This is a genomic window from Roseovarius roseus, assembly GCF_043355935.2.
GTDB lineage: Bacteria > Pseudomonadota > Alphaproteobacteria > Rhodobacterales > Rhodobacteraceae > Roseovarius > Roseovarius roseus.
In genome coordinates this window covers 14,218-38,430 of the sequence record NZ_JBHFPE020000015.1, presented here as the reverse complement: position 1 = coordinate 38,430, position 24,213 = coordinate 14,218, and the positions used below count along the sequence as shown (strand labels likewise).

Here is a 24,213-nt window from a genome sequence, read left to right as displayed (position 1 = left end):
ATGCGCCGCGCCCTTCTTTTGACCTGCCTCGCCATGCCAGCGATGGCCCAGCCTGCCGCCGATGTCGTCATCCTGGGCGAGGTTCACGATAACCCCGAAGCACATCTCGGCCAAGCCGAGATGCTGCGCGCGCTTCAGCCCACTGCGGTCGTCTTTGAAATGCTGACCGCCGCCGAGGCCGAGCGCGCCGATGCCGACCGCAGCGCGATTGCAGCGGCGTGGGAGGCCAGCGGCTGGGACGATTTCGAGATCTACGCGCCGATCTTCGACGCGCTGGGGGCAGCGCGCATTATCGGCGCCGCCGCCCCGCGCGCGCAGGTGCGCGCCGTCTATACGGATGGCCCTGCCGCCCTCTTTGGCGAGGTTGCGCCAATTTACCGGCTGGATGCTCCGCTGCCCGACGATCAGCAGGCACAGCGCGAGACCGAGCAGTTCGAGGCGCATTGTGAGGCCATGCCAATCGAGGCGATGGTCGGCATGGTCGCCGTGCAGCGCTACCGAGATGCAGTCTTCGCCCGCGCGGCGCTCGAGGCGCTAGAGATCTATGGCGCGCCCGTTGCGGTGATCGCCGGCAACGGGCACGCGCGCACCGATTGGGGCATCCCCGCGATGATCGCGCTCGCCGCGCCAGGCGTGCGGACTCACGCCATCGGCTTTGTCGAGAAAGAGACGGACATGCCCTTTGACGAGACCCTGACCGTTCCGGTCGCCGACCGGGACGATCCCTGCAAATCACTCAAATCCAACTAAGGAGCCTTCCACATGTACCTTGCCATGAACCGCTTTACCGTTCCCTTGGAAAACGCCGCCGAATTCGAAGAAGTATGGCTGAGCCGCGAAAGCCGTCTGCATGAGATGGAAGGTTTCGTGTCCTTCAACATGCTGAAAGGCCCCGAGGAGGACGGCCGTATCCTCTTTGCGTCGCACACCATCTGGCAGACCGAGGCGCATTTCCGCGCTTGGACCACGAGCGCCGAATTCCGCGCATCCCATGCAAAGGCGGGCCAGAACCGCAAACTGCATGAAGGCGCGCCGCGCTTCGAAGGCTTCGGCTCGATCCAGTCGCTGGGCGCTGTCCAGCCTGCCTGAGCGTGCGGCGCATTCGGCAGATTTGCCTCTGCCACGCAAGGCAGGAGGCGAGGAGCAATAGAGGCCCACAGCCCGACCGACGTCGCGCGGTGCAAGCTCGCGTGGCTGGTGCCACGTCTGGCGGCGTGGTAGGAGCGGGCGCGCCTTTTGCCGAAGCCATCGAAAGACCCGCCCCACATGATCCGCGAATTCTGGACCTATTACCGTCCTTGGAAGGGCCTTTTCTGGCTGGATTTTGGCAGCGCCGTTCTGTCGGGTCTTCTCGAGCTCGTCTTCCCCTTCGCGGTCAAGCTCTTCATCGATGTGCTCTTGCCGCACGGCGACCTGAACCTGACGATCCTCGCCGCCCTCGGTCTTGTCGGGGTCTACGCCCTAAACAGCGGCTTGATGGCGATCGTCGTGTATTGGGGTCACAAGCTGGGCATCAATATCGAGACCGAGATGCGCCGCCGCGCGTTCGATCAGCTCCAGCGGCTGTCGTTCTCCTATTTCGACAAGGTGCGCACAGGCAAGTTGGTGGCGCGCGTGACCCGCGATCTTGAAGAGATCGGAGAGGTCGCGCATCACGGGCCCGAGGATCTTTTCGTCGCCGTCATGACCTTTGTCGGCGCTTTCATCATGATGACGATGATCAACCTCGAGCTGGCGATGATCACGGCAGCCATCGTTCCCGTCTGCGTCGTGATCGTTGCTGTCTTTGGCGGGCGCATGACACGCACATGGCGCGACATCTATGCCCGCGTCGCGGATTTCAACGTGCGGCTCGAAGAGAATGTCGGAGGTATCCGCATCGTTCAGGCCTTCGCCAATGAAGAGCATGAAAAGACCCTCTTCGCGCGCGACAATGCCCGCTATCGCGACACCAAGCTTCAGGCCTACAAGGTCATGGCCGCCACGACGACGCTGAATTACATGGGCATGCGTTTCGTGCAGGTGGCGGTCATGGTGGCGGGTGCGCTATATGTGCTGCGCGGCGATCTGACGACGGGTGGCTATGTAGCGTTCCTCTTGCTGGTCAGCCTCTTTTTCCGCCCTCTGGAGAAAATCGCGGCGGTGATCGAGCTCTACCCACGCGGCATCGCCGGGTTTCGCCGCTACCTCGAGTTGATGAAGACGCGGCCCGATGTCGAGGACCGGCCGGATGCGCGGCAGGCGCCCGCCTTCGCGGGTGATATCGGCTTCGAGAATGTGGGTTTCGGCTATGACGCAGGGCGGCCCGTGTTGGGCGAGGTCAGCTTGCGCGTCAGCGCGGGCGAGACTGTCGCCTTTGTCGGCCCGTCCGGCGCGGGCAAGACTTCGCTTCTGGCGCTCGTGCCGCGCTTTTACGAGCCGCAATCGGGCCGCATCACGATAGACGGCACGGATATCGCGGATCTGACCTTGCGTAGCTTGCGCCAGCAGATTGGCATCGTCAGCCAGGACGTTTTCCTCTTCGGCGGGACACTGCGTGAGAACATCGCCTATGGCCGCCTCGATGCGACTGAGGCGGAGATCATTGAGGCCGCCGCCAAGGCGCGGCTGACCGACATGATCGCGGGCCTGCCGCAGGGTCTCGATACCATCGTGGGTGAGCGCGGCGTCACCCTCTCGGGCGGGCAGAAACAGCGCGTTGCCATCGCGCGTATCTTCCTGCGCAATCCGCCGATCCTGATCCTCGACGAGGCCACATCGGCCCTCGATACCGACACAGAACGCCGGATCCAGCGCGCCCTGCACGACCTCAGCCAAGGGCGCACGACGCTGGTCATCGCGCATCGCCTCGGCACGATCCGCGACGCGGACCGCATCGCCGTGATGTCCGAAGGACGCATTGTCGAAATGGGAACTCATGAGCAACTCATCGCCAAGAATGGCCATTACGCGCGGCTGAGCGCCGCCTGAAACCTGCCGGTAGGCCCCTTGCGAAGCGTCGCGCATTTTGGCATAGGCTAATCCCGACAAACTTACTCGGATATTTGAGCCGTCCATGACAATCGCCGCGCAGAAGCCCGCCGCCGCCTCGCGCGGCACAATCGGCATCGCAGGGCTTACGGTCAAGCGCGCCGGGCGCACTATCCTCGAAGATATCAACTTCGAAATCGCGGCGGGCGGCATCACGGCGCTTGTCGGCCCCAATGGCTGCGGCAAGTCGACCCTGATGAAAGCCGTGGCGCAGATCCTGCCGGCGACGGCAGGCCAGATTGCCGTGGACGGCGTCCCGCTGGCCCATCTGTCGGCGCCGGACGTCGCCCGGCGTCTTGCCATGCTGCCGCAATCACCGCTCTTGCCCGAGGGCATGCGTGTGCGCGATCTGGTCGCGCAGGGCCGTCACCCCTATCGCGGCCTGTTGCGCCAATGGTCGCCCCGCGACGACGACGCCATCGCGCGGGCAATGGCCGATACGAATATTGAGGATCTGGCAGAGCGTCCCCTCGCCGCGCTGTCGGGCGGGCAGCGGCAGCGCTGCTGGATCGCGATGACCCTCGCGCAGGAGACCGGCATCATCCTGCTGGACGAGCCCACGACCTACCTCGACCTTGCCGTGCAGATCGACATCATGCGCCTTCTGAAGCGGCTCGCCGCTGAGGGGCGCACCATCGTCGCCGTTCTGCACGAGCTGAACCTCGCCGCCGCCTTCGCGGACCGGATCGTCATGATGAAAGCGGGACGGATCGTGGCCGATGGCGTCCCGCGCGACGCCATGACCGAAGGGCAACTCGCCGCCGTCTTCGGTGTCGATGCGAAAGTGATTGCCGATCCCGAGACGGGCCACCCAGTCTGCCTGCCCCGCAGCACCGCCCGCCCGGCATGATTGAGATGTTCCGTCCCTTGCCCGTGGCGCTGGCCTGCGCGCTTCTGGCCGCGCTGGCATGGCATCTGGCGGCGGGCGCCCATTCGGTGCCGTTGCCCACCGTGCTCCAAGCACTGATATCGGGCGTAGCCGACAGCTATGACTCGGCCGTCATCTTGCAGATTCGCCTGCCCCGCGCGCTGGGGGCCATGCTGGCCGGAGCGTGCCTCGCGGCGGCGGGCGCGCTCATGCAGGGGGCGACGCGCAATCCGCTCGCTGACCCAGGCCTCTTCGGATTGCTGGCGGGCGCAGCGCTGGCCGTCGTGCTGGGCCAGGGCCATCTGGGCCTGACCGGCCCGCTGGCGGTGCCGCTGCTGGCCGCGATCGGCGCGCTGGCAGGCGCGCTGATGGTCTGGGCGCTCAGCGCCGCCGCGCCGGCGGGCGGCACTCTGACCCCGGTTCTGGCGGGCGCCGCGGTGACGGCGTTCCTCGGTGCTATCACGCTGCTACTGAACCTCATGGACGAAGCGCAGTACGATGCGCTGCGCATCTGGCTCTCGGGCGCGCTGTCGGGCCTTCGCATGCCTGTCATGATGCTCGCAGCGCCCGCAGGCACCGCCGCGATGATCGCCGCGCTGGTCATCGCACCGCGCCTTACCGCGCTCGAGATGGGCGACGAGGCGGCACAAGGCGTGGGGCTGAACCTCGCCCGCCTGCGCGCGGCGACGCTGGTCACGGTGGTGATCCTGACCGCCTGCGCCGTTGCGCTGGCCGGGCCGCTCGGCTTTGTCGGGCTGACAGTGCCGCATGTCGCGCGGATGATCGCGGGTGCGGATTATGGCCGCCTCATGCCCGTTTCGATCGTGCTGGGCGCGATCTACCTGCTGGGGATGGACACAGCGGCGCGCGTCGCCCTAGCCCCGGCTGAAATCTCGGTGGGCATCCTGACCGCCCTCATAGGTGCCCCGATTTTCATCCTGCTGGTGCGGGCGCGGGTATGAGGATGTGGCGTCTCTCTGCCCTTGGCGGGCGTCTTGCGCTGGCCCTGCCCGTGGGCGGGACGCTGCTGCTGATGATATTGCTCGCCGGGTTGACCGCGCTAATCACGGCGAGTGTCGCCACCGGCACAGTGCGCCTTGGCCTTGGCGAAGCCCTCGGCACGGTCATCGGCAACGGCGGCGAACGTGCGGCCATGATCGCCGGCGAATTGCGCCTGCCCCGAGCGCTGACCTCGCTCATGGCCGGGGGGCTGCTAGCCATCGCCGGCACGCTCCTGCAGGGCGCGACGCGGAACCCGCTGGCGGATCCGGCCCTTGTCGGCATCAGCCAGGGCGCGGGGCTGGCCGTGATCGGCGCGGCGATCCTGGCGCCGGAACTGGCCGACGCATGGCGCCTGCCTGCAGCCTTCGGCGGCGGCGTAGGCACGGCGGGCGTGATCCTCTTGCTTTCCGAGCGTGGCGGCGGCGCCGAGCCGCTTCGGTTCCTGCTGATCGGCCTCGGGCTGGCCGCCTTTCTCGCCGCCGCAACGACGGCCCTGCTGACCTATGGCGGGATCAGCGATGCGCATGCGGCTCTGGCCTGGCTTTCGGGGTCGGTGCGCGCCGCAGGCTGGGACGAGGTTCGGCTGCTGGCGCTTGCCACGCTGGGCGCTGTTGCCATCATCCTTGCCTCGGCCCGGCCCCTGGCAGCGCTGCGCCTTGGGGATGACCTCGCGGCGACGCTGGGCCACAGGCCTGCCCGCGATCGGGCGATGCTGCTTATCGGCGCTGTCGCGCTCGCATCGGCCTCGGTGGCGGTGGTCGGGCCGATCGCTTTCGTCGGCCTTCTGGCGCCCCACGCCGCGCGGCTGCTGACCCGGGGCACGCCGGGCCTGCATCTGGCGCTGGCATGGGCCATCGGCGCCAGCTTGACCACAAGCGCTGATCTGGCTGGTCGGACCGCCTTCGATCCGGTCCAGATCCCCTCAGGCCTTGTCACCGCGCTGGTCGGCGCACCACTATTCGCGTTCCTGATGCTGCGCATGATGCGAACCGGGGCGGAATGATACGACTGATCCTGACATGCGCAGCCTTGCTGCTGCCGGGCCTTGCGGCAGCGCAAGCCTATCCGCTGACCATTGCGCATAAATTCGGCGAGACCGTCATCGAGACAAGGCCCCACAGCATCGCGACCGTCGACTTCGCCGGGGCAGACGATCTTCTGGCGCTCGGCGTGCAGCCCGTGGTCATCCGCCACTGGTATGGCTCCCAAGACGGCGCGCTCTGGCCCTGGGCCGCGCCCCTCCTGCGCAGCAGCCCTGAGATCCTGCGCGGTGAGATTAATTACGAGCAGATCGCCCGCGCCGAGCCGGATGTCATCCTCGCACTCTGGTCCGGGATCACCGCCGGGGATTACGAGCAACTCAGCCGTATCGCACCTGTCGTCGCCGTGCCCGCCGGGATGGGCGATTTTGAGCTGCCCTGGGACAGGCGCGCGCGGATCGCAGGCCGCGTAATCGGGCGCGAAGCCGATGCGGACGCGCAGATCACCGCCATCGAGGGCAGGCTTGATGCAATTGCCGCCGCCCATCCCGAATGGGCCACCAAGACCGCCGCCGCCGCCTTTGCAATGCGCGGCAGTCCGGGGGCGTATACGCCGCGCGATATTCGCGTGCAGATCCTTGCGCAAATGGGCTTTTCCCAGCCCGCTGCCCTGCTTGACGCGGGAACGCGCGAAGCTTCCTTTGCACTCACGCTCAGCGAAGAGGCGTTGAAGGTGATCGACAGCGACGTGATCCTGTGGATCTCCGCGACGGGGGATTTCACCGCCATTGACGCGCTGGTAACGCGCCCCTACCTTGCTGCGGCCACCCAGGGCCGCGAGGTGCTGGCCGGAAAGATCATGACGGGCGCGCTCTCGCACGCGTCGCTGCTCAGCCTGCCCTTCGCGCTCGATGCGCTGGTCCCCGCGCTCGAGGCCGCGCTGGCCGGAAAAGGCCCGGTGAGACTGCCATGAGCGCGGCTTTCACGCTCGACAGGACGGCGGATGTCGTCGATGTGCTGATGCGGATGAATGCCAAGGTACTGCCCGGGATGATGCGGCGGGATCACGCGGCGTGGATCATGAACGTACTCGCCCACGAGGTCGGCCCATGGCTCTGCCGCGCGGATGAGGCCGGGCGCGCCCTCGCGGCGGCCCAAGGGAAGCAGATCCATATTGCAGCGCGCATTGCGCCCAAAGGATATTTGGAATGCGCGGTGGACGGCCCTGGCCTGCCAGCAGGCCGCACCAGCGCGCCCGCCGCCGCCATCGCCATCGCGCGCCTCTTCGGCCCCACGGTCCATGCGCTGGCCTATGCCGGACCCCTTGCACCGAAGGCACTCTGGCGCATCGCCGCGGATGGCATGGCCTGGGGTTGGACGCAAGCCGGGCAAACCGAGAGGGCCGAAGCGGTATTGACCACCTACGGGGCACCTTATGCCAACTCCCAATTGGCGTGTTCGAACGGCGTGCTCGTGCGGCGCGGCGGATGCTGTAGATATCTCAGCGTCTCGGGCGCGCCTTGCACCGCATGCCCGTTGAGAAAGAAGTCGTAGGTAGATCAAAATGCGGCCTTGACGAAAATCTTAAGCTGTCGAACGGTTGAGCGTGGAATCCGTCCCATACACCGACCCAGTATTTCGGTTTCATAAACCATGTCGATCTGAGCTGCTGCCAGTTTCGTGGACACATAGACTAGATCCTGACCATGGAACCAGAACTGACCCAGCATGGGACTGTTGCGTTAACTTTCGGCGCAGATAGTTTTTCGCAGCCTTGATTTCAGGCGGCCAAGCCGAAGAGGTCGTGTACGAAGCTGATCTCACCTCGGACGCCTGGCTGCCTTGTTTGTATGTGTCCGTTCTTGATCGTTCTGATTGCTTCCATCCCCAGTAGTGTCGCCTTTGCACATTGCAACGATCGGATGCTTTGGCGGTATCCTATGGCGAGGATACGGGTTTGGTAGCCGCTCAGGGCGGGATAGTCCGCGATGCGGCGCAGGTTGCACTTGAAGAGGCCGTGATAGGCCACGTCGAAGCGCACCAGGGTCACGAAGAGCCGCACGTCGGCCTCGGTGAAGCGATCGCCCAAAAGGAACGCGCGACCGTCGGCGAGGCGCTCCTCGAGGTCATGGAGCATCCCGAAGACGTCGTGGAATGCCTCCTCGTATGAGACCTGCGTAGTGGCGAAGCCCGCGCGGTAAACGCCATTGTTCAAGCGCGGATAGATGCGGTCATTGAGCGCGACGATGTCCTCGCGGAGGTCCGCCGGATAGAGATCAATACTGTCGTCCGCAAGCTCTCCGAAGCCGGAGTTCAGCATCCGCAGGATGTCGGCGGACTCGTTGTTCACGATGGTCCCGCGCGCCTTGTCCCAGAGCACCGGCACCGTGGCCCGGCCCGAGATCGACGGATCGGCCCGGGTGTAGATCTCGTGCATGTAGGAAGCGCCCTCGGCCTCGGCCGGATCGCCGAACCGCCAGCCCTGGTCGGAAAGTTCCGGCTCGACCACGGAGACCGAGATCGCATTCGCCAGCCCCTTCAGACTACGCGCGATCAGTGTGCGCGACGCCCATGGGCAGATCAGCGCGGCATAGAGGTGGTAGCGCCCCGCCTCGGCTCTAAAACCGCCCTCTCCGGTCGGCCCGGCGCTGCCGTCGGGAGTAATCCAGTTGCGGAAGCTCGATGTCTGGCGGACGAAGCCGCCCTTGTCATCCTTGCCCTGGACCGGCTGCCAATCGGCAACCCATTTTCCGTCTTGTAGCATGGTGTCTCTCCTCAGGTTCTGAGCGTGATGGCGGTGCCCCAGGGGTCGTGCAGGGTCAGGCTATCTATGTGCGTGTTGCCCGCGATACCGGCTCGTTCTGCGCGCGTGGCAATGGCATCGATGTCTTGCGGGTTACGGGCAACAATCTCGACGGCATCGAGACCGGCCATACCCTCGGGGCGTTTGCCGGCCCGGCGGCTGTTCCAGATATTGCCGGCAAGCTGGTGGTGGTAGCCACCGCTGCCGTAGAAGCTGGCGCCCGGATAGCGCGCTGCGACATCCAGGCCGAGCACGTCACGGTAGAAGCGGTCGGCCTCACCCGTGTCGCCCACTTGCAGGTGGACATGGCCGATGTAGCCGTTCTCGGGGAAGCCCGACCATTCGGTGCCTTCGGCGCTTTGCAGCAAGTCCTGCAGGCCCAGTGGGTCAGTGCTCATCCGGATCTCGCCGCCCTCGCCGTGCCAGGCCGAGACCGGGCGGTCCGCATAGACCTCGATGCCGTTGCCCTCGGGATCGGCGAGATAGAGCGCCTCGCTGACGATATGATCCGAGGCACCCTGAAGCGGCACACCCGCCTCGGCGACATGGGCGACCCAGCGGGCCAGATCGGATCGGGTCGGCATCAGGAAGGCGGTATGAAAAAGCCCGGCCTGCCGCGGATCGAGCGGAGAAAAGCCCGGGTCGCCTGCAAGTTCCAGAAGTGGGATGCTGCCGACGCCAAGGGTGACGCGATGCTCGCTGGTTGCGACCGGGCTGAGCCCCAGCACTCTTTGGTAGAAGGTAGAAACTACATCGAGATCACGCACCTTGAGCCGGACCGTCCCGATGCGCAGCGGCGCCGCATGCATGTCGAAGTCGTCGTTGGCAGTGGTCATGGCAGGTCTCCATGGGAAAGAGTGTGGCCGCGGGAGGGTTTCCGCGGCCTGCAACTGAGGTCAGGCGAACTGGCCGAGGCGACGGTCGAGCTCCGAGATACGTAGCGCGAAGGCTCCGCGCCCCAGAACGGCAACGACGCCCTGCACCAAGGCCCAGAACAACGGGTATTCCCAGCCGCCGCCTTCGTTTGAGAAGCTCCAGCCGAAGCCGGAATGCGCCCAGGTTGCGCCCAGGAGGACCGGGATCAGCGCGATCGAGACGAGGCGGGTGCCGAGACCGAGGATCAGGGCGATACCGCCCGCCAGCTCTGCAAATATGGTGAAGTAGGCGAGCACGCCGGGCAAGCCAAGGCTTTCGAAGAAGGCGACGGTGCCCGGGATGGTGAAGGCGCTCACCTTCATCCAGCCATGGGCGAGGAACAGGACGCCGGTCGAGATGCGAAGGGCGGCGGCGGCATAATCGGTATTGGTTTGCGTAGTCATGTCAGATGCTCCGTGGGGTTGGGGGTGTCAGGAAAACTGCCAGCGCGGCGCGATCCCGGTGCCGTGACCGAAGACGTAGCCGAACTGGATATTGAGGAAGCCGATGGGCTCAAGGTAGCGAGCGTTGGCGAGCGGGCCGGCATCGACCGGCTCAAAGCCGATCTCGGCGGCGAGCGCCTTTACGCTCTCGCGCGCGGCCTCGTCATCGGCGGCAACGAAGGTCTGGATCGGCTGGCCATTCACCTTGAGGCCCGTCCCGTAGTGCTGCGCGAAGATCGTGTTGAACGCCTTCACCACCGTCGCGCCGGACAGTTGGGATGCGATCTCCTCGGCCGCCGAGGTATTGTGCCCGACCTGGAGACCCGAGAAGTCCTCGGTCACCGGGTTCGAGACATCGACGACGGTCTTGCCAGTGAAGTCAGCCTTGCCGGCAAGATCCGCCACGGCGCCGTATGGCGTGGCCAGGACCACCAACTCCGCCCAGGAGATGGCGGCAGAGAGATCGTCGTTGCGGCCGATGGCGGACACCTCGTGACCGGCCTGGCCCAGCACTTGGGCGAGCCCGGAGCCGACGTTGCCGTTTCCGATAATTGCGATACGCATTTCATTTCTCCTTCGGTTGGCAACCCCTCGGGGCGGCCTGTTGTCCACTGAAGCGAAGGTAAGACTTCCCAATCTTCTATAAAATGGCGATGTTATAGAATGACTATCGCCATTTTGTTCCTAAAAGGGTGCCCATGGACATCGTCGACGAACTCAAGGCTTTCGTGGCCACCGCTCGAACCGGCTCCTTCACCGCAGGTGCAGAGCAACTGGGGGTTTCGAACCGCCTGACCTCGAAATATGTGGCCGAACTGGAGGCGCGCCTCGGCACGCGGTTGCTCCAGCGGACCACCCGCAAGGTCGGCTTGACGCCGGCGGGCGAGGATCTTCTTGCGCGGGCGCCAGCCGTCCTCGGCGAGCTCGATGCTCTCCTGGGGTCTGTGTCGGAGGGGTCGCGCGGCCTGAGCGGGATCATCCGGGTCTCGGCACCCGTGACCTTCGGCGAAGTCTACGTGGCCGGCATGCTGGCCCGCTTCGCCAAAGCGCACCCAGGTTTGACTTTCGACCTGAGGCTTGATGATCGCTACGTCGACCTGGCCGCCGACGGCATCGACCTGGCGTTCCGGATGGGCGTGTCGGAGACGCTGTCACTGAAGACGCGCAAGCTCGGCACGTTTCAAAACTCACTTGTGGCACATCCGGACTATGTGAATGAGCATGGCCGGCCGCGAATACCAGATGACCTCTCTGGACACGCCTGCATCGTTGACACCAACCGACGCCAGTCGCATCGGTGGACGTTCAAAAAAGACGGCACCGAGTTCGTCACTCAGGTGCGGGGCCGGTTCCATGTCAACTCTGCCCGGGCGGCAATTGAGCTGGCCGCGGCTGGCATGGGGATCGCCTATGCGCCCCGGTTCGCGATTGCGGACATGCTCGAGACGGGACGCCTCGTTCCCCTGCTGGAGGAGTTCGAAATGGATGGGGGGCCGATTGCGGCTGTCTACCTCGAAGGCCGCACGCTTCCGCGAAAGATCCGGGCCCTGATCGATTTCGCGGCCGATGATGTGCACGTCTTGCCGGAATGAGCCGCGAAAAGGCTAATCCAGATGGGGTCAACGGCACCAACACGAATGGAAGCGTCGGGTTCGCCGCCAGAGTCTGACGGCCCAAATTGTCATCATGGATCTTGCGGTAATACGACAAAGGCGCGTGCGTAACCCCATCAAGGCGACGGCCCGCGAGCCGATCAACAGGCCGGATACACATGAGCGATTTCCGAAATCGTGCCAAATTCTCGATTGCGAATAGCAGCCGACACATACATTGGGCCGGTAACAACGTGCTCCCTAGGCGAAAAGGTGCGACCTCCACGATGTCACACTCGGCGAGCAGATCCTCAACATCCCGCAGGCTCAAGGCAAAGCGATGATAGATTCACACGGCATAGGAGATGACCTCGCGAGGGAAGCAATGGCCTTTCAAACGAGGCTGCGAAAACTGTTCGATCAACGACACGGCCTCTGGACAGACGATAGCGTGGTCAACAACTTGACGATGCCCGGAAAAGGGGCGCGCCAGCTGCCAATGGCTATCCAGTGCAAACAACGCGCCGTCATTTGGACAAAAATACTGTGCCGCAGCTGTCCTGAAACGCTATCCACTCTGAGCCCGAGCTGCGTCCAACTCGTTTTGCAGGCGCGCTTCTTCCTGCGCCTTGGGCGCTGAAAAGCGCGCCAGAAGCAGATAGGCGACCGGCGTCAGGTAAAGTGTGGAAAGAGTAGCCAGCCCCAGCCCGCCGACGATCACCCAGCCCAGGGCTTCGCGAGCCTCGGCACCTGCTCCCGCGGACATGACCAGTGGCACGCCGCCCAAAACCGTTGAAGTCATCGTCATCATCACCGGGCGAAGACGGATCGTGGATGCATCAAGTATGGCATCATGGACGGTTTGGCCCTTGTCGCGTAACTGGTTGGCAAACTCGACAATCAGAATCCCGTTCTTGGCCATGATCCCGATGAGCATGACCAGACCGATCTGGCTGTAGACATTCAGGCTCTGGCCAGTCAGCAGCAACGCGAATACCGCGCAGGCCAGGCCGAGCGGCACGGTGGCCATCACCACGACGGCGGAGACGAAGCTCTCAAACTGGGCACTCAGCACCAAGAACACCACTAGGATCGCGAAGCCGAACGTGATGAAAAGACCAGACGTGGTTTGGTCAAGGGTCGCGGCTTCGGCCAGCGGCACGATACGGTTTTCATCTGCCAGAACCTCGTCCCCGATCGCCCTGACCTGGCTCATCGCATCGCCCAGGGACAGCTCGGGCGTGAGACCCGCAGTCAACTCGACCGACCGGTTCTGTCCCTCGCGGTCAAGTTCGGGGGCGATCGCGCGCTCCTCGAGCGTGACAAAGCTGGCCATCGGGACCATCAGGCCACTGCCGGTCTGGACAAAGATATTTTCAAGATCGCCCGGATCGTTGATCGGATTGGACGTGGACAGCATCTGCACGTCATAGCTTTTGTCCTCGATGAAGACCGAGCTTACCGTGCGCCCGTCCAGCATGGCCTGCAAAGCCCGACCAAGGCCGGTGATGTCGATGTCCAGATCCGCGGCCAAAGCCCTGTCGATCTGCACAAAAAGCTGCGGCTGTGTGCGCTCATACTCCAGTTGCACCTTTCCCATGCCGGGAATTTGGCGCATCCGGTCAACCATGCTTTCAGACACGTCCGCCAGCTGATCGTAACTGGTGCCGGTAATAGCAAAGGCAAGGCCCCGGCCAGCGCCCCGGATGCCAAGGGAGTTGGGCTGGATAACAAAGGCACGCACACCAATGACACCGGACAGCTTCTCGTTAATATCGCTCACGATGTCTTGCTGGCCGCGGGTTCGGTCATCCCACTGTGCGAGCGTGAAGACCATGAACCCGCGGTTGTCGGCGCTATAACCGCTGAAGGCAAAGGTATAGGAAATTTCGCCCTCGTCGATCAGCGGCGCCACCGCATCCTCGATCTCGTTCATCTTGGACTGGGTGTAGTCCAAAGACACCCCCTGCGGCGCCGTAATGCTGAGCAGCACGACGGCGCGGTCCTCGGATGGTGTGAGCTCCTGCCGGATACTGCCAGCCATCATGGCGGCTGTCACCGCCACAAAAACAGCGACCAGCACGATCACCGCCGGCATTGCCAACGCTCCGCGCAAAGTTGCCTCATAAAACCGCATCAGCTGGTTGCCCAGCCAGATCATCGGGCCGCTCTGGTCCTCCTTTTGCGGCTTGGTCAGTAGGCGACTGGCCAAAACCGGGCAAAGGCTGAGTGCGACGATGGAGGACAGCAGAACCGCCATGGCAAGCGTGAACCCGAACTCCCGGAAGAGCCCGCCTGCCTGCCCGGGCAGAAATGACAGTGGCACGAACACGGCGGCGAGAGTGGCCGTCGTTGTAACGACGGCGAAGAAAACCTGAGATGTTCCATGAACGGCTGCGGCCCGTGGTCCCATCCCCGCGGCGCGTTGCCGAACGATGTTCTCCAGCACAACAATGGCATCATCCACCACCATGCCAGTGGCCAGGACCAGAGCCAGAAGCGTGAGAATGTTGACAGAGAACCCGACCAGGTAGATCGCAGCCAGGGTGCCGATCAAGGCCACAGGCAACGTCAGCGCGGGGATGAGCGTGGCACGCACGTCGCGCAGGAACAGGAAGATGACCGCCACGACGATGGCGATGGCAAAGCCAAGCGTTTTCAGCACTTCGGCGATCGCCCCCGAGATGAAAATCGCGTCATCGGAGGTGACGATGACATCTACATCTTCGGGCAGGGTCCGGTTCAGCTCGGCAACAACCTCATGCACACTGGCGGAGATTTCCAGCGTGTTGGACGTCGACTGACGAATGATACCGATGCCCACGCCTTGCTCGCCATTGGCGCGCAGGATGGTCTCTCCGGGGGCGGGGCCCAGCGTCACCTTTGCGACATCGCCGATCGTGACGTCCTTCTTGAGCTCGAGCGCGGCAAAAGCATCGGCGGTTGCCACATTCGCTGTCGTGCGCACATTTATGGACTGACGGTCACCGGCTAAATCGCCGGCTGGTGTATCAAGCGCGACGTCGGACAAGGTCCGCTCCATGTCGGCCAATGTCAGGCCTCTGCTGGCCAACTCAAGTTGATTGATATCGACCCGAAAGATCGGCTCGCGGTCACCGTAGATCTGAAGATCAGCAACACCTTCGACCGAGACCAGCCGATCCTCAATGCGGTCCTGGACGATCGCAGTAAGCTCCTGTGGCGAACGTCCGCCCGATATGACGGCAATCCGCATGACGGGTTGCGCATTCGCATCGGCCTTGACGATTTCGGGTCGGTCGGACTCTTCGGGGAGGTCATTGACAATCCTCGCCACCGCATCGCGCACATCCGTCGCAGCCACATCGACATCGACGCTGTCATTGAATTCGACGGTGACGCGGCTGCGCCCAAACCGCGAATTGGAGGAAATGCTGCGCACCCCGGACACGCGCCCGACCGCGCCCTCGATCCGCCCGGTCAGTTCCTGGTCGACGGATTCCGGTGACGCACCCGGAAAGGGAGTCGTGATCGTGACCACGGGCCGATCCACATTCGGCAACTCGCGAATTTCAGCACCCACTAGCCCCGCCACACCGGCGAGAATGATAAGCGCGTTCAAGACAAAGGCCAGAATGGGCCGGCGAACGAACAGCGCCGTGCCGGGCGCGTCCGATTTCGACGGCGCACTCAAAGCTGAGCCGCCTGCTTCGTGGACAGCCCGGCAGAAGCGGCCTCTTCCGCTTGCGCAAGCGGGATTACTTCTGCGCCTTCGCGCAGGGTCTGGACGCCTTCGGTCACGATCGTTTCACCTGTCCTTAGATCATCCGATGTGACGAGGACGGCATCGGTGTTGCGCTGCACGATAGCCACCGGCACCTCAGTCGCCTTGCCGTCGTGAACCGCCCAGACGTAAGGGCCGGCACTGGACCATCGCAGCGCGAGAGGCGCGACCGACAACAGCGTGTCACCGGCAAAAGACAGGTTCACCGAGAAAGCCATTCCGTCCCGCAGCAGATCCTGCTCGTTCGAAACCCGGCCTTGGACCAGCAACGTCCGGCTTGCTCGGTCCACGACCGCATCGATCGCCGCGACTTCCCCGATCAGAACCCGATTGGGCGATCCAAGAGGGATCACGTCAATGGGCTGACCGATCTCGATCTTCCCGACGACCCTCTCTGGCACGCGGAAGTCGATCAGGATGTCTGATCGATCTGTTATCGTGACCAGGATATCCTGCTCACTGACACGATCGCCTATCTCGACATCCAAGATCCCCACCCAGCCGGAGATAGGCGCTTTGATTTGACGCTCGGACAGATCGAATTCTGCTTGCCGCACCGCCAGTTCCGCGCTGCGCAGCGCCAGCTCGGTTTCAAGCAGACGCACCTCTGTCACGGCGCCGGTTGTGGCCAGTTGCCTGATCCGTTCGGCGTCGGCAAGACTGTTCTGCAACTCGATCTGCGCTCTCTCCAGTGCGATCTGCTCGGCTTGATCCTGGAGGCGCGCGATGACGCTGCCACTTTCCACATGTTGACCGGCTTCCAGCAAGAGGTTGGTTATGGTGCCTTCGGCGTTCGCCCGCACACTGACCGACCTACGTGCGCGGCCATTGCCTATGGCGGTGATGTCATCCGCTAGGGCGCGCTCCTCCACCTGCTCCGTGACCACCCGCACCGCGCCTTCGGGGCTCGACGCGCTCTGCGGGCCTGCTTCTGGCGCCTGCAATGTTTCGATGCCGAGTAACTCCAGCAGTCCGATCCGGTTCAAGAGCGGTTGCGCCGCAGGCACATACGCAATCCAGACGTAAAGCCCTGCCGCAAGCGCTGCGAACGTGAGGACGGCTTGCCGCAGCGTTTTCATTTAATGGGCCTTCGTCTGTTGGATTGAGAACCGAAGCGTAGCATTTAGCGCAGCAATCGGAAAAGCAATTGTCATGGATGTGGGATCAGGTCTCTGTGTTCGAAGGTGCGACCCTTGAACACACGTTTATACGGTGTTGTCACCTTAACTGCGTGGGTTCCGAAGCGAGCGACTTCTTGGTTGCTCAGGCGATATTCGCCGCTGAGGAGTTGAAGGCTTACCTCATTGCCTGCTATGGTATTGGCCCCTTAAATGACGCAGTGCCACGTCTGCGGAAGGCCAATGAAATTGCGAAAAAGAAAAATCGAGATGCGGGAAGAAACACATCGCCTCTATTCGAGCGTCGCATCGAAGGTGACAACCTTTTGACCACTGGCGTTGGCTGTCCCCGCTGAGATCTTTGCATTCTGGATGGTGTGGCCGGAAAACTCGATCACACTTTCATCCAGTTCGGTCTCTTGCGGCAGGATATCATAACCGCTGCCTTCGAGTGCATCGGACCAGTCTGCAAGCAACGCATCCACATCGGCCGCGGTGCTGAAAGAAAACAATCGCACGCTTGATCCGATCGCGCGCTCCATTTGCACCTTGGCGTCGGTCGGCAAGATGATGACTTCAGGGAGCCAGTCGTGTGGGACCTCATCGGCATATACACTCGCAGCCGCAAAGAGCGCCAGCATCAGGCTGAACAGCATATCCCCTACGTTCTGAGGCATGCGGCGAAGAGACAATCCACTCACGACAATTCGCGGAGCAGCAGCAACGCCAAAGGCGTCAACTCGGGATGATGAAATGTTCATGCTCGGAAGCTATACTACCGCCGTATAGGGTCAACGCGGATTCACGTCCTCGTGGAGGCGTTGGCGGATTTGTGCATCTTTGATATTCGCCCGAAATGAACCGTGAAACTTTGCGCAGAGACGACCGCTTGCTTAGTCGGCTCGCTCTAGTCACGCCAAAACGCCGGTACGAAGAGCACAAAGGCCGATAGCACTTCCAACCGACCGATGATCATACCCGCAATCATCAGCCACTTTGCAGCGGTCGGAAACGCGTCCATGGCGCCCGTGGGGCCGACCGGTCCGCCCCAAGCTGGGCCGACATTGGCAATTGCCGTCCAGGCCGCTGTCAGTGCCGTCAGGAAGATACTGCCGATTGCAGCTCTGACGGCGTGCGTGGTCGCGATGCTCCCGTGACGACCTTGTCCATAATGCTTTCTCCCATTCCAACGAAAGGATCACACCATCAAACCTTGATTTTTCCCTCTGACAGAACCGGTTGAGTTTTGACCGCCAAACGCACCCGCAGCGGACCTTCACCGAAGAGCTGGTCACTGTCCGCTATGCGGGGCAAGGACGAAACCGCTCTCGCGGTAGGGGCGCTTGCGGCGGGCGGGGCGCTCTGATCGGGCGGTGCGATTTGGTGGATGGGCCTGCCTGTCGGACGATTGGGACCTTCTCAATCCAATAGACAAGGCTTCCATGGCCGATCACCATGTCCCCGCTCTGCGCCGGCGGTTTCTCGAAGATATGCGCATCAACGGTCTGCAGCCGAAGACGCAGACCATGTACCTGCGGGCGATGCGCGACTTCACGCGGTTCCTGGGCCGCTCGCCCGACACGGCGACGCCAGAGGACCTGCGGGCGTTTCAACTGGATATGTCCGAGAAGGGCACCGGCTCGGCGACGTTCAACAACCGGCTGAGTGTCCTCGGCTTCTTCTTTTCGGTGACTTCCGCCCGACCCGAGATGAAGCGGCATATGCGCTATCAGCGTCTGGCGAAGAAGATCCCGGTCGTGCTCAGCGCCGAGGAAGTCACGCGCATTCTCGACGTCGCCCCGGGCCCCGGGCCTCAAGTACCGGGCCGCGTTCAGCGTCGCCTATGGCGGCGGGCTGCGGGCGAGTGAGGTAACCCATCTGCGTGTGCCCGATATCGATAGCGACAGGATGCTGATCCGCGTCGACCAAGGCAAGGGCCGCAAGGACCGGCACGTCATGCTGTCGCCAAGCCTGCTTGAACTCTTGCGCGACTATTATCGCGAGGCCCGTCCCACGGGCTGGCTCTTTCCCGCTCGCAACCGGGTCGACCCGGTCTCGACCCGGCAGTTCAACCGGGCCTTCGGGGCGGCCTGTGACTTCGCCGAGATCAAGAAGAAGGCGTCACCGCACACCCTGCGGCACAGCTTTGCCACCCATCTTCTGGAGGGCGGGACCGACATCCGCGTCATCCAGGTTCTGCTGGGCCATGCCAAGCTTGAGACCACAACGATCTACACCAAGGTGGCCACCAAGACGATCAGAGTGTGACGAGCCCGCTCGATCTGCTGGTGCGACGGGAGGCTGGTCCCGGTTAAGCGCGGCTTACGTGTCTCGTCCCAGACTGGAGGTCGCGGATATCTTCCGCGCTCATGGCCCTGCCTATCGCCGTGAACAGGCAGGGCATCTGAACCTGCCGCAGCTGAGGGTGATGTCCGCGATCGAGAGCTGTCGGACCGCTGCGCTCGGCGGTCACGTGGCCGACGGCACCCGGTGGATCGGCTGCCGCCCGGGGTTCTTCCTGCCCGTGAAGGTCCTGTCGAGGCTGTTCCGGCGTCTGTTCCTTGAAGGGCTGGCCAGATTGCACAAAGCCGGGAAGCTGGCCTTCTTCGGCAATCTGTCGGAACTGGCCAACCCCGACATCTTCGCGGCCCGTCTCGCGCCCCGGCGCAAGACCGACTGGGTCGTCTATGCCAAGCCGCCCTTCGGCGGACCGGAGGCGGTCCTGGCCTATCTGAGCCGATACACCCACCGGGTGGCGATCTCGAACCACCGCCTCGTCAGTGCGGACGCCGACACCGTTGCCTTCCGATGGAAAGATTATCGCATCAAGCGCGGGGATCGAATGAAGGTCATGCGCCTGCCCGTGGCCGAGTTCATTCGCCGCTTCCTCGTCCACGTCCTCCCCTCCGGCTTCCATCGGATCCGGCATGCAGGCTTTCTGGCCAACGGAATCCGACGTGACAGGATCGAGAAGATCCGGCGTCTGATCGATATGAAGCCAGAGCCGGATCACACGACCGGCGAAGATGGGCACGCCGATGCTGCTGAGCGCGACCCGAGCCAGACATGCCCCAAATGCGGTGGCGCGATGATCGTCATCGAGACCTTCACCCGCGGCCAGACCCCGAGATCCCGCGCCCCACCATGGGAGGATGCCGCATGATTTATCCGTCACTCGCCCTACGATCCCGAGGCGTCGGACCCATCACTGCGGCCATTCCACCAGAACCTGCGTCGCAACGAGCCCAAGACGACGAAACGAGACACCGAGCCGCGACATCGGGCTGCAAAAATCGATTGGCCGGGGCTGCTCAGCACCACGGGTCCCTCAGTTCAGCGCATCGACCGCCAAAGCCCTGAACCACAATCCCCATAGCACCGACTTCCGCCCGCGCTTTCCTCCTTGTCAGGTTTATCGCCGCTGGATGGCGAGCATCCAGCAGCCACAAACGTTAGACAAAACAGACATTGACTGACTTGCAAAACAAAACCAAATAGTTGCGTTCGAAAACAGACATTTTGCGGGAGAAAACTGTGCAGAAAATTATAACTACCAATCCAGATTTTATGCTTCAACATGCTTCTCCGGATGACTCGGAAGTCGTCGTCCATTACATGAAAAAGCTTGGTGCCTATCAAAAGATGGCCGACAAGATCACTGCCACCGAGCCGCAGATCAGGCGGCTTCTGGATGAAAAATTGGGTGAGGCGCTGTTTGGATATTACAAAGGAGATATTGTAGGCTTTGCCTACTTTTGCCAGAAGTCGTCTGCATTCACCGGGCGTTCCGGACTCTACATTGATGGGTTTCTTGTGGATTCGGAAGTTCGTCACCAAGGCTTTGGAAAGATCATTATGGGGTATCTTTGCTCTCTCGCCTTGCAGCGAAACTGTCAGATGATGGAATGGGGGGTTCTGGACTGGAACACTCCAACGATTGAATTTTACAGGAGCCTTGGGGCCTACAGTGTAGACGAGATGACGATTTTCAGATTCGCACCGCACGAACTCGAAACAAATGCTCTCACATTCAAGGGTCATGCATAACTCTCTGTGACTGAGGAACTGGGCTCAAAGCCGTCGATCGCTGCGCATCGTTTGAACGACCGCTCGTGGACTTACCGCCATTCGCCGCTCGGAAGCGAAGGCATTCATGGTTTTCCCCAGTGTCGATCTCAGCGATGGTTGGCTGGTGCTTTTGGCCAAGCAAACCAGGGAACGCAAATGACAGCTTCTGTCGAAATACACGCCGCCTACCATCGCGAAGCCGCCGCGGCTCACATGGTGACTAACATTCCTCGCGCAAAATTCGACACGCCCGTGGATCGGGTGATCGAGGCCCTTCGGGGGCATCTCTACGATTGCGCTGATACGGTCTTTGTCACAGATGGCGCGGACAAACTGATGGGCATTGTTCGGATCAACGACCTGTTTGGAGCCGGGGCCAAGCGGATTGGCGACATCATGAAGGAGCGGCACGAGGCCGTGCGTCCCGGCGACGATCAGGAAGACATCGCTCAACTCGCGATACAGCTCAACATGATTGCGGTTCCCGTAGTCGACGATCTCGGCCAACTAATCGGCGCTGTCCCGCCGGAGGCGCTCTTTCGTATCCTACGCGAAGAACACATGGAGGACCTGCAGCGCCTCGCAGGCATTACCACCCATGAATACGGCGCAGAGGCGGCGCTTGACGCCTCGATCATGAATCGGTTTGCGCGTCGGATGCCTTGGCTGATCTTTGGCCTCTTTGCCTCGTCGCTTATCACTCTGGTTATGATCGGATTTGAGCATACGCTTTCGCAAAACGTCGTGGCTGCGTTCTTTGTCCCCGCGCTGGTCTACATCGCGGGCGCAATCGGCACTCAGGCCGTGTCGGTTTCGGTCCGCAGCCTTTCCATGCAAGAAATCGCCATTGGTCCACTCTTGCGAGGTGAATTGGTCATCGGCCTCGGCATCGGAGCCGTTCTGGGTCTTTTGGCGGCGGCCGCGGTTCTGGCGTTCTTCGGCCAACTGCCTCTGGCGATTGCTGTCGGGCTATCTGTCCTGGGTGGCGGGGCGGTTTCTGCCCTCACGGGCTTCACTCTTCCATGGGCTTTCATGCGGCTGGGGTTTGATCCCGCGCTTGGCTCAGGGCCAATCTGTACGATCATACAGGATGCCGCCAGCCTAGCCCTGTACTTCGTACTGGTGACTGCTCTGGTCCTTTGAGCTCGACGGGATGGCAAGCGCGAGCCGGCTCTAACTACTATATAATGTGGCAAGTTTGAGCTCGGAGTTGTCGTCGCTGCAGTCATTGGTACGATTTGCCGCATCGGTCATTTTGGGCTCGGAGCAAGATTTCGCCGCGCTGTACCCGAACGTCTGCTGTTGGACAAAAACACTTGGTCACAACGTGTGTGGATTCTGTCTTTTTCTGCACTGGCCCCCTACTCGTAACCGCGCTTCGCCTTCTGCATCTGTAGCGCGAAGCGTACGTCCTTCGCCTCGACTTCCGTGTCGAACCAGTCGACCCGGACCTGCCCGGACTGGCCGATCCGACCCCATTCACGAACCAGGGACCAGTCACCGAACAGACCGGGTACAATTTCCATCCGGTAGAACCGGCGCGCGTTGCTCGGAGGATCGATCCGCGTCAGGTCCACCTTGAACCCCACATCCTTGCCGCGATATCGAATCTGCTCGTTCCTGCCGCTGGCGGGGTTGCTGACCTGGTTCCTGCCACGGATCAACGACCGCGATGGAACGTGAGTGTGGAGAGAGCCTACTCAGTGGAAGATCCGCAGCCCGGCACCCTGATCTGCTCTACGATACCCGCTTTTGCTCGTCACCGATGCCAGGCGAGTAGACGACATACGAGAGGTCATGGCCTGATCACCGGACTGGTGGTGAAAGATGCTTGTAGTGAGGCGCTCAGGGACACCGGTACGTTCACGCCCAGCCACTAACCACTTGCGGGTGGCGTGACTCACTACCGCCGAAGTCGCGTCGAGACGAAGATGCTCTGTATGAAACTGCTGGGCAGCGGCTCATGGCGCGAGACTTCAACCGTCAGGTCGCGGAAGTCCAGGTTAGCATTGCCGTCATGAACGGCTACACCGCGCTCTGCATACCCATCACGGCGGCCGTGGGATAACTATGTCCAGAAGAAGGGGAACCTCGTCCATCGGCCAGTTTGTTCAACAAAGTCGCGCAAAAGAAAAAGAGCCGCAAGCGCGAAGATGGCGGCCCGCTTAATCTCGATCTCGCCCTTCATGTTTACCTCCTATGATTTCGGCGCCAGCGCCTTGCGCAGCCACGCCGCCTCATCGGCGATGATACCGTGACCGGCGCCCGGAATGACGATCGTCTGGGGCGCCGCGCCCATCGCCTGCAAAACTGCCGCGCTCCGGCGCACGCGTGCAAGGGGGATGTGCGGATCCTCTTCGTGGCAGCTGATCAGGATGGGCACGCCGTCCAACCGCCCCTCATATTCGAACGCCTTTTCCGGGCGGCCATATAGGGCGTCCTGCGGCGGGCCAGCCGCCTCGCCCGTGCCCAGCAGACCGCCCGACAGGGCAGCAACCGCGCGGAACGGGCGGGCCAGCCGCGCGGTTGCCTCGAGCGCGAGGCACGCGCCCTGGCTGAAGCCGACAAGCGCGATGCGATCCGGCCCGAACCCCTGCGCGCTCAGATCATCCAAAAGCGCGCCGATTACGCCAAGGCCACTGCCCAGACCCGGCTCATTCGCATCAAGCGGCGCCAGGAACGAGTCCGGCCACCACGACCGACCCGCCGCCGCGGGCGCGAGAACCGCGATATCGGGCGGGGCCAGATGATCCCCGAGGGCGATCATGTCCTCGGGCGCGCCGCCCCGTCCATGCATCATGATGACGGCCAGCCGGGCGGTCTCAAGCGGCGCGCCGGCCACGGCGATCCGCTGGCCCGCATGCGGCCCGGTGCCGCCGCTGCGCCCGGTTTGATTGGTCGAGACGTAAGACATGTCATCCTCCATGATGAGGCCAAAGGGGGCCGGCGCCATGCGGCGCGCAGCTTGGTTACGGTGATAAAGGCGGCCCCGCCCGAACGTGTCGCAGGCAGGGCCGGGTCGCGCTTACGCCAGTTTGCCTGCCACCTCGACAAGGCGGCGGGTCTGGTGCGCGATGGCGGCGCGGGCATCGTCCGAAAAATCCTCGCCCGCGGTATGGCTGTAGTCATAGGAGTTGCCGCCGGTCTTGAAGAGGTTCTCATCGGCATAGCCCGGCGCCACGACAAAACCGCCCCAATGCATCACGGTGGTATAAAGCGATTGCAGCGTCGTCTCCTGCCCGCCATGCACGTTCTGGGCCGAGGTCACGGCCGTGACCGGCTTGTTAGCCAGCCCGCCCTTCGACCAGATACCGCCCAGCGTGTCGATGAAGGCGCGCATCTGGCTGGCCATCACGCCAAAGCGGGTCGGCGCCGAGATGAGATAGGCATTGGCCTATTCCATATCGTCCACAGTGGCCTCGGCGATGTCGGCGGTTTTCTCGGCCTGCGCCTTCCAGGCATCCTGGCCGTTGACCACCGATTGAGGCGCGGTCTCGGGCGCCTTCAGTACGCGGACCTCGGCGCCCGCCGCGCCGGCGGGCTCGGCGGCGATTTCGGCCATCTGGTGGTTGGTGCCGTAGGTGGAATAGTAGAGGATTGCGAGTTTGACGCACATTTTCAGTCTCCTTTT

General features: G+C 62.8%; 24 protein-coding genes and 2 pseudogenes. 15 read left to right on the top strand and 11 right to left on the bottom strand.

The genetic code is table 11. The annotated features are described in order from the left end of the window. The 8 genes from ACEWPL_RS16695 (at position 1) to ACEWPL_RS16660 (ending at position 7,434) form a co-directional block, all read left to right on the top strand. Positions 1–750 carry a ChaN family lipoprotein gene (locus tag ACEWPL_RS16695; RefSeq protein WP_393930583.1) on the top strand — a complete coding sequence of 250 codons (750 nt, stop codon included), beginning with the start codon at positions 1–3 and terminating at the stop codon, positions 748–750. Positions 751–762: 12 nt separating this feature from the next. After that, complete coding sequence (hmuQ, locus tag ACEWPL_RS16690) at positions 763–1,089, top strand: heme-degrading protein HmuQ (RefSeq protein WP_393930586.1); 327 nt, start codon at positions 763–765, stop codon at positions 1,087–1,089. A gap of 177 nt (positions 1,090–1,266) precedes the next feature. Further along, complete coding sequence (locus tag ACEWPL_RS16685) at positions 1,267–2,970, top strand: ABC transporter ATP-binding protein (protein WP_393930588.1); 1,704 nt, start codon at positions 1,267–1,269, stop codon at positions 2,968–2,970. 85 nt (positions 2,971–3,055) lie between these two features. Next, complete coding sequence (locus ACEWPL_RS16680) at positions 3,056–3,880, top strand: ABC transporter ATP-binding protein (protein WP_393930590.1); 825 nt, start codon at positions 3,056–3,058, stop codon at positions 3,878–3,880. Then, a complete protein-coding gene (locus ACEWPL_RS16675; protein WP_393930592.1) occupies positions 3,877–4,860 on the top strand; it encodes a FecCD family ABC transporter permease in 984 nt (327 codons plus the stop codon). The genes ACEWPL_RS16680 and ACEWPL_RS16675 overlap by 4 nt, the downstream gene beginning before the upstream one ends. A gap of 2 nt (positions 4,861–4,862) precedes the next feature. Next, positions 4,863–5,903, top strand: a complete 1,041-nt coding sequence (locus tag ACEWPL_RS16670; protein ID WP_393930594.1) for a FecCD family ABC transporter permease — start codon at positions 4,863–4,865, stop codon at positions 5,901–5,903. Continuing rightward, positions 5,900–6,853: an ABC transporter substrate-binding protein gene (locus ACEWPL_RS16665; RefSeq protein WP_393930596.1), complete on the top strand. Its 954-nt coding sequence runs from the start codon at positions 5,900–5,902 to the stop codon at positions 6,851–6,853. The genes ACEWPL_RS16670 and ACEWPL_RS16665 overlap by 4 nt, the downstream gene beginning before the upstream one ends. Next, positions 6,850–7,434 carry a hypothetical protein gene (locus ACEWPL_RS16660; RefSeq protein ID WP_393930598.1) on the top strand — a complete coding sequence of 195 codons (585 nt, stop codon included), beginning with the start codon at positions 6,850–6,852 and terminating at the stop codon, positions 7,432–7,434. Before ACEWPL_RS16665 ends, ACEWPL_RS16660 begins: the two co-directional genes overlap by 4 nt. Positions 7,435–7,660: 226 nt before the next feature. On the opposite strand, the gene ACEWPL_RS16655 is transcribed toward ACEWPL_RS16660, so the two are convergent. From ACEWPL_RS16655 to ACEWPL_RS16640, 4 genes are read right to left on the bottom strand one after another with little or no spacing between them, the layout of a single operon-like run. Beyond that, entirely contained in the window at positions 7,661–8,644 is a 984-nt protein-coding gene (locus tag ACEWPL_RS16655) for a glutathione S-transferase family protein (protein WP_393930600.1), read from the bottom strand. Positions 8,645–8,655: 11 nt separating this feature from the next. Then, positions 8,656–9,519 (bottom strand): VOC family protein, encoded by an 864-nt coding sequence (locus ACEWPL_RS16650; protein WP_393930602.1) that lies wholly within the window; start codon positions 9,517–9,519, stop codon positions 8,656–8,658. A gap of 60 nt (positions 9,520–9,579) precedes the next feature. Continuing rightward, on the bottom strand, positions 9,580–10,002 hold the full coding sequence (locus ACEWPL_RS16645; protein WP_393930604.1) for a DoxX family protein: 423 nt from the start codon (positions 10,000–10,002) through the stop codon (positions 9,580–9,582). Between the two features lie 27 nt (positions 10,003–10,029). Further along, on the bottom strand, positions 10,030–10,605 hold the full coding sequence (locus tag ACEWPL_RS16640; protein WP_393930606.1) for an NADPH-dependent F420 reductase: 576 nt from the start codon (positions 10,603–10,605) through the stop codon (positions 10,030–10,032). A 134-nt stretch (positions 10,606–10,739) separates the two neighbouring features. On the opposite strand from ACEWPL_RS16640, the gene ACEWPL_RS16635 reads away from it, so the two are divergent. Continuing rightward, entirely contained in the window at positions 10,740–11,633 is an 894-nt protein-coding gene (locus tag ACEWPL_RS16635; protein ID WP_393930608.1) for a LysR family transcriptional regulator, read from the top strand. A 568-nt stretch (positions 11,634–12,201) separates the two neighbouring features. Here the strand turns inward: ACEWPL_RS16635 and ACEWPL_RS16630 are convergent. The 4 genes from ACEWPL_RS16630 to ACEWPL_RS16615 form a co-directional block, all read right to left on the bottom strand. Next, complete coding sequence (locus ACEWPL_RS16630) at positions 12,202–15,306, bottom strand: efflux RND transporter permease subunit (RefSeq protein WP_393930610.1); 3,105 nt, start codon at positions 15,304–15,306, stop codon at positions 12,202–12,204. Further along, the gene (locus ACEWPL_RS16625) at positions 15,303–16,475 is read right to left on the bottom strand and encodes an efflux RND transporter periplasmic adaptor subunit (protein ID WP_393930612.1); all 1,173 of its coding nucleotides are present in this window, start codon (positions 16,473–16,475) and stop codon (positions 15,303–15,305) included. Before ACEWPL_RS16625 ends, ACEWPL_RS16630 begins: the two co-directional genes overlap by 4 nt. A gap of 332 nt (positions 16,476–16,807) precedes the next feature. Further along, entirely contained in the window at positions 16,808–17,275 is a 468-nt protein-coding gene (locus ACEWPL_RS16620; RefSeq protein WP_393930614.1) for a hypothetical protein, read from the bottom strand. 146 nt (positions 17,276–17,421) lie between these two features. Next, on the bottom strand, positions 17,422–17,607 hold the full coding sequence (locus ACEWPL_RS16615; protein ID WP_420744364.1) for a potassium transporter TrkG: 186 nt from the start codon (positions 17,605–17,607) through the stop codon (positions 17,422–17,424). A 349-nt stretch (positions 17,608–17,956) separates the two neighbouring features. On the opposite strand from ACEWPL_RS16615, the gene ACEWPL_RS16610 reads away from it, so the two are divergent. The 5 genes from ACEWPL_RS16610 to ACEWPL_RS16590 all read left to right on the top strand — a co-directional run bounded on the left by ACEWPL_RS16610 (position 17,957) and on the right by ACEWPL_RS16590 (position 21,725). Continuing rightward, positions 17,957–18,382 (top strand): phage integrase N-terminal SAM-like domain-containing protein, encoded by a 426-nt coding sequence (locus tag ACEWPL_RS16610; protein ID WP_393930616.1) that lies wholly within the window; start codon positions 17,957–17,959, stop codon positions 18,380–18,382. Then, complete coding sequence (locus ACEWPL_RS16605; protein WP_393930662.1) at positions 18,369–18,782, top strand: tyrosine-type recombinase/integrase; 414 nt, start codon at positions 18,369–18,371, stop codon at positions 18,780–18,782. Before ACEWPL_RS16610 ends, ACEWPL_RS16605 begins: the two co-directional genes overlap by 14 nt. Before the next feature lie 58 nt (positions 18,783–18,840). Then, positions 18,841–19,677 (top strand): IS91 family transposase, encoded by an 837-nt coding sequence (locus ACEWPL_RS16600; RefSeq protein ID WP_393930618.1) that lies wholly within the window; start codon positions 18,841–18,843, stop codon positions 19,675–19,677. Between the two features lie 371 nt (positions 19,678–20,048). Beyond that, complete coding sequence (locus ACEWPL_RS16595; RefSeq protein WP_393930620.1) at positions 20,049–20,561, top strand: GNAT family N-acetyltransferase; 513 nt, start codon at positions 20,049–20,051, stop codon at positions 20,559–20,561. A gap of 6 nt (positions 20,562–20,567) precedes the next feature. Next, entirely contained in the window at positions 20,568–21,725 is a 1,158-nt protein-coding gene (locus ACEWPL_RS16590) for a magnesium transporter (protein WP_393930622.1), read from the top strand. A 218-nt stretch (positions 21,726–21,943) separates the two neighbouring features. Here the strand turns inward: ACEWPL_RS16590 and ACEWPL_RS16585 are convergent, their stop codons facing one another. Next, entirely contained in the window at positions 21,944–22,159 is a 216-nt protein-coding gene (locus ACEWPL_RS16585) for a WGR domain-containing protein (protein WP_393930624.1), read from the bottom strand. Between the two features lie 324 nt (positions 22,160–22,483). Here ACEWPL_RS16585 and ACEWPL_RS16580 point away from each other — a divergent pair. Then, positions 22,484–22,650 (top strand): annotated as a pseudogene (locus ACEWPL_RS16580) (IS5/IS1182 family transposase); the annotation flags it as partial. A gap of 129 nt (positions 22,651–22,779) precedes the next feature. Here ACEWPL_RS16580 and ACEWPL_RS16575 read toward each other — a convergent pair. Continuing rightward, positions 22,780–23,535 carry an alpha/beta hydrolase gene (locus tag ACEWPL_RS16575; protein ID WP_393930626.1) on the bottom strand — a complete coding sequence of 252 codons (756 nt, stop codon included), beginning with the start codon at positions 23,533–23,535 and terminating at the stop codon, positions 22,780–22,782. 72 nt (positions 23,536–23,607) lie between these two features. After that, positions 23,608–24,198 (bottom strand): annotated as a pseudogene (gene wrbA / locus ACEWPL_RS16570) (NAD(P)H:quinone oxidoreductase type IV). Positions 24,199–24,213 lie beyond the last annotated feature (15 nt).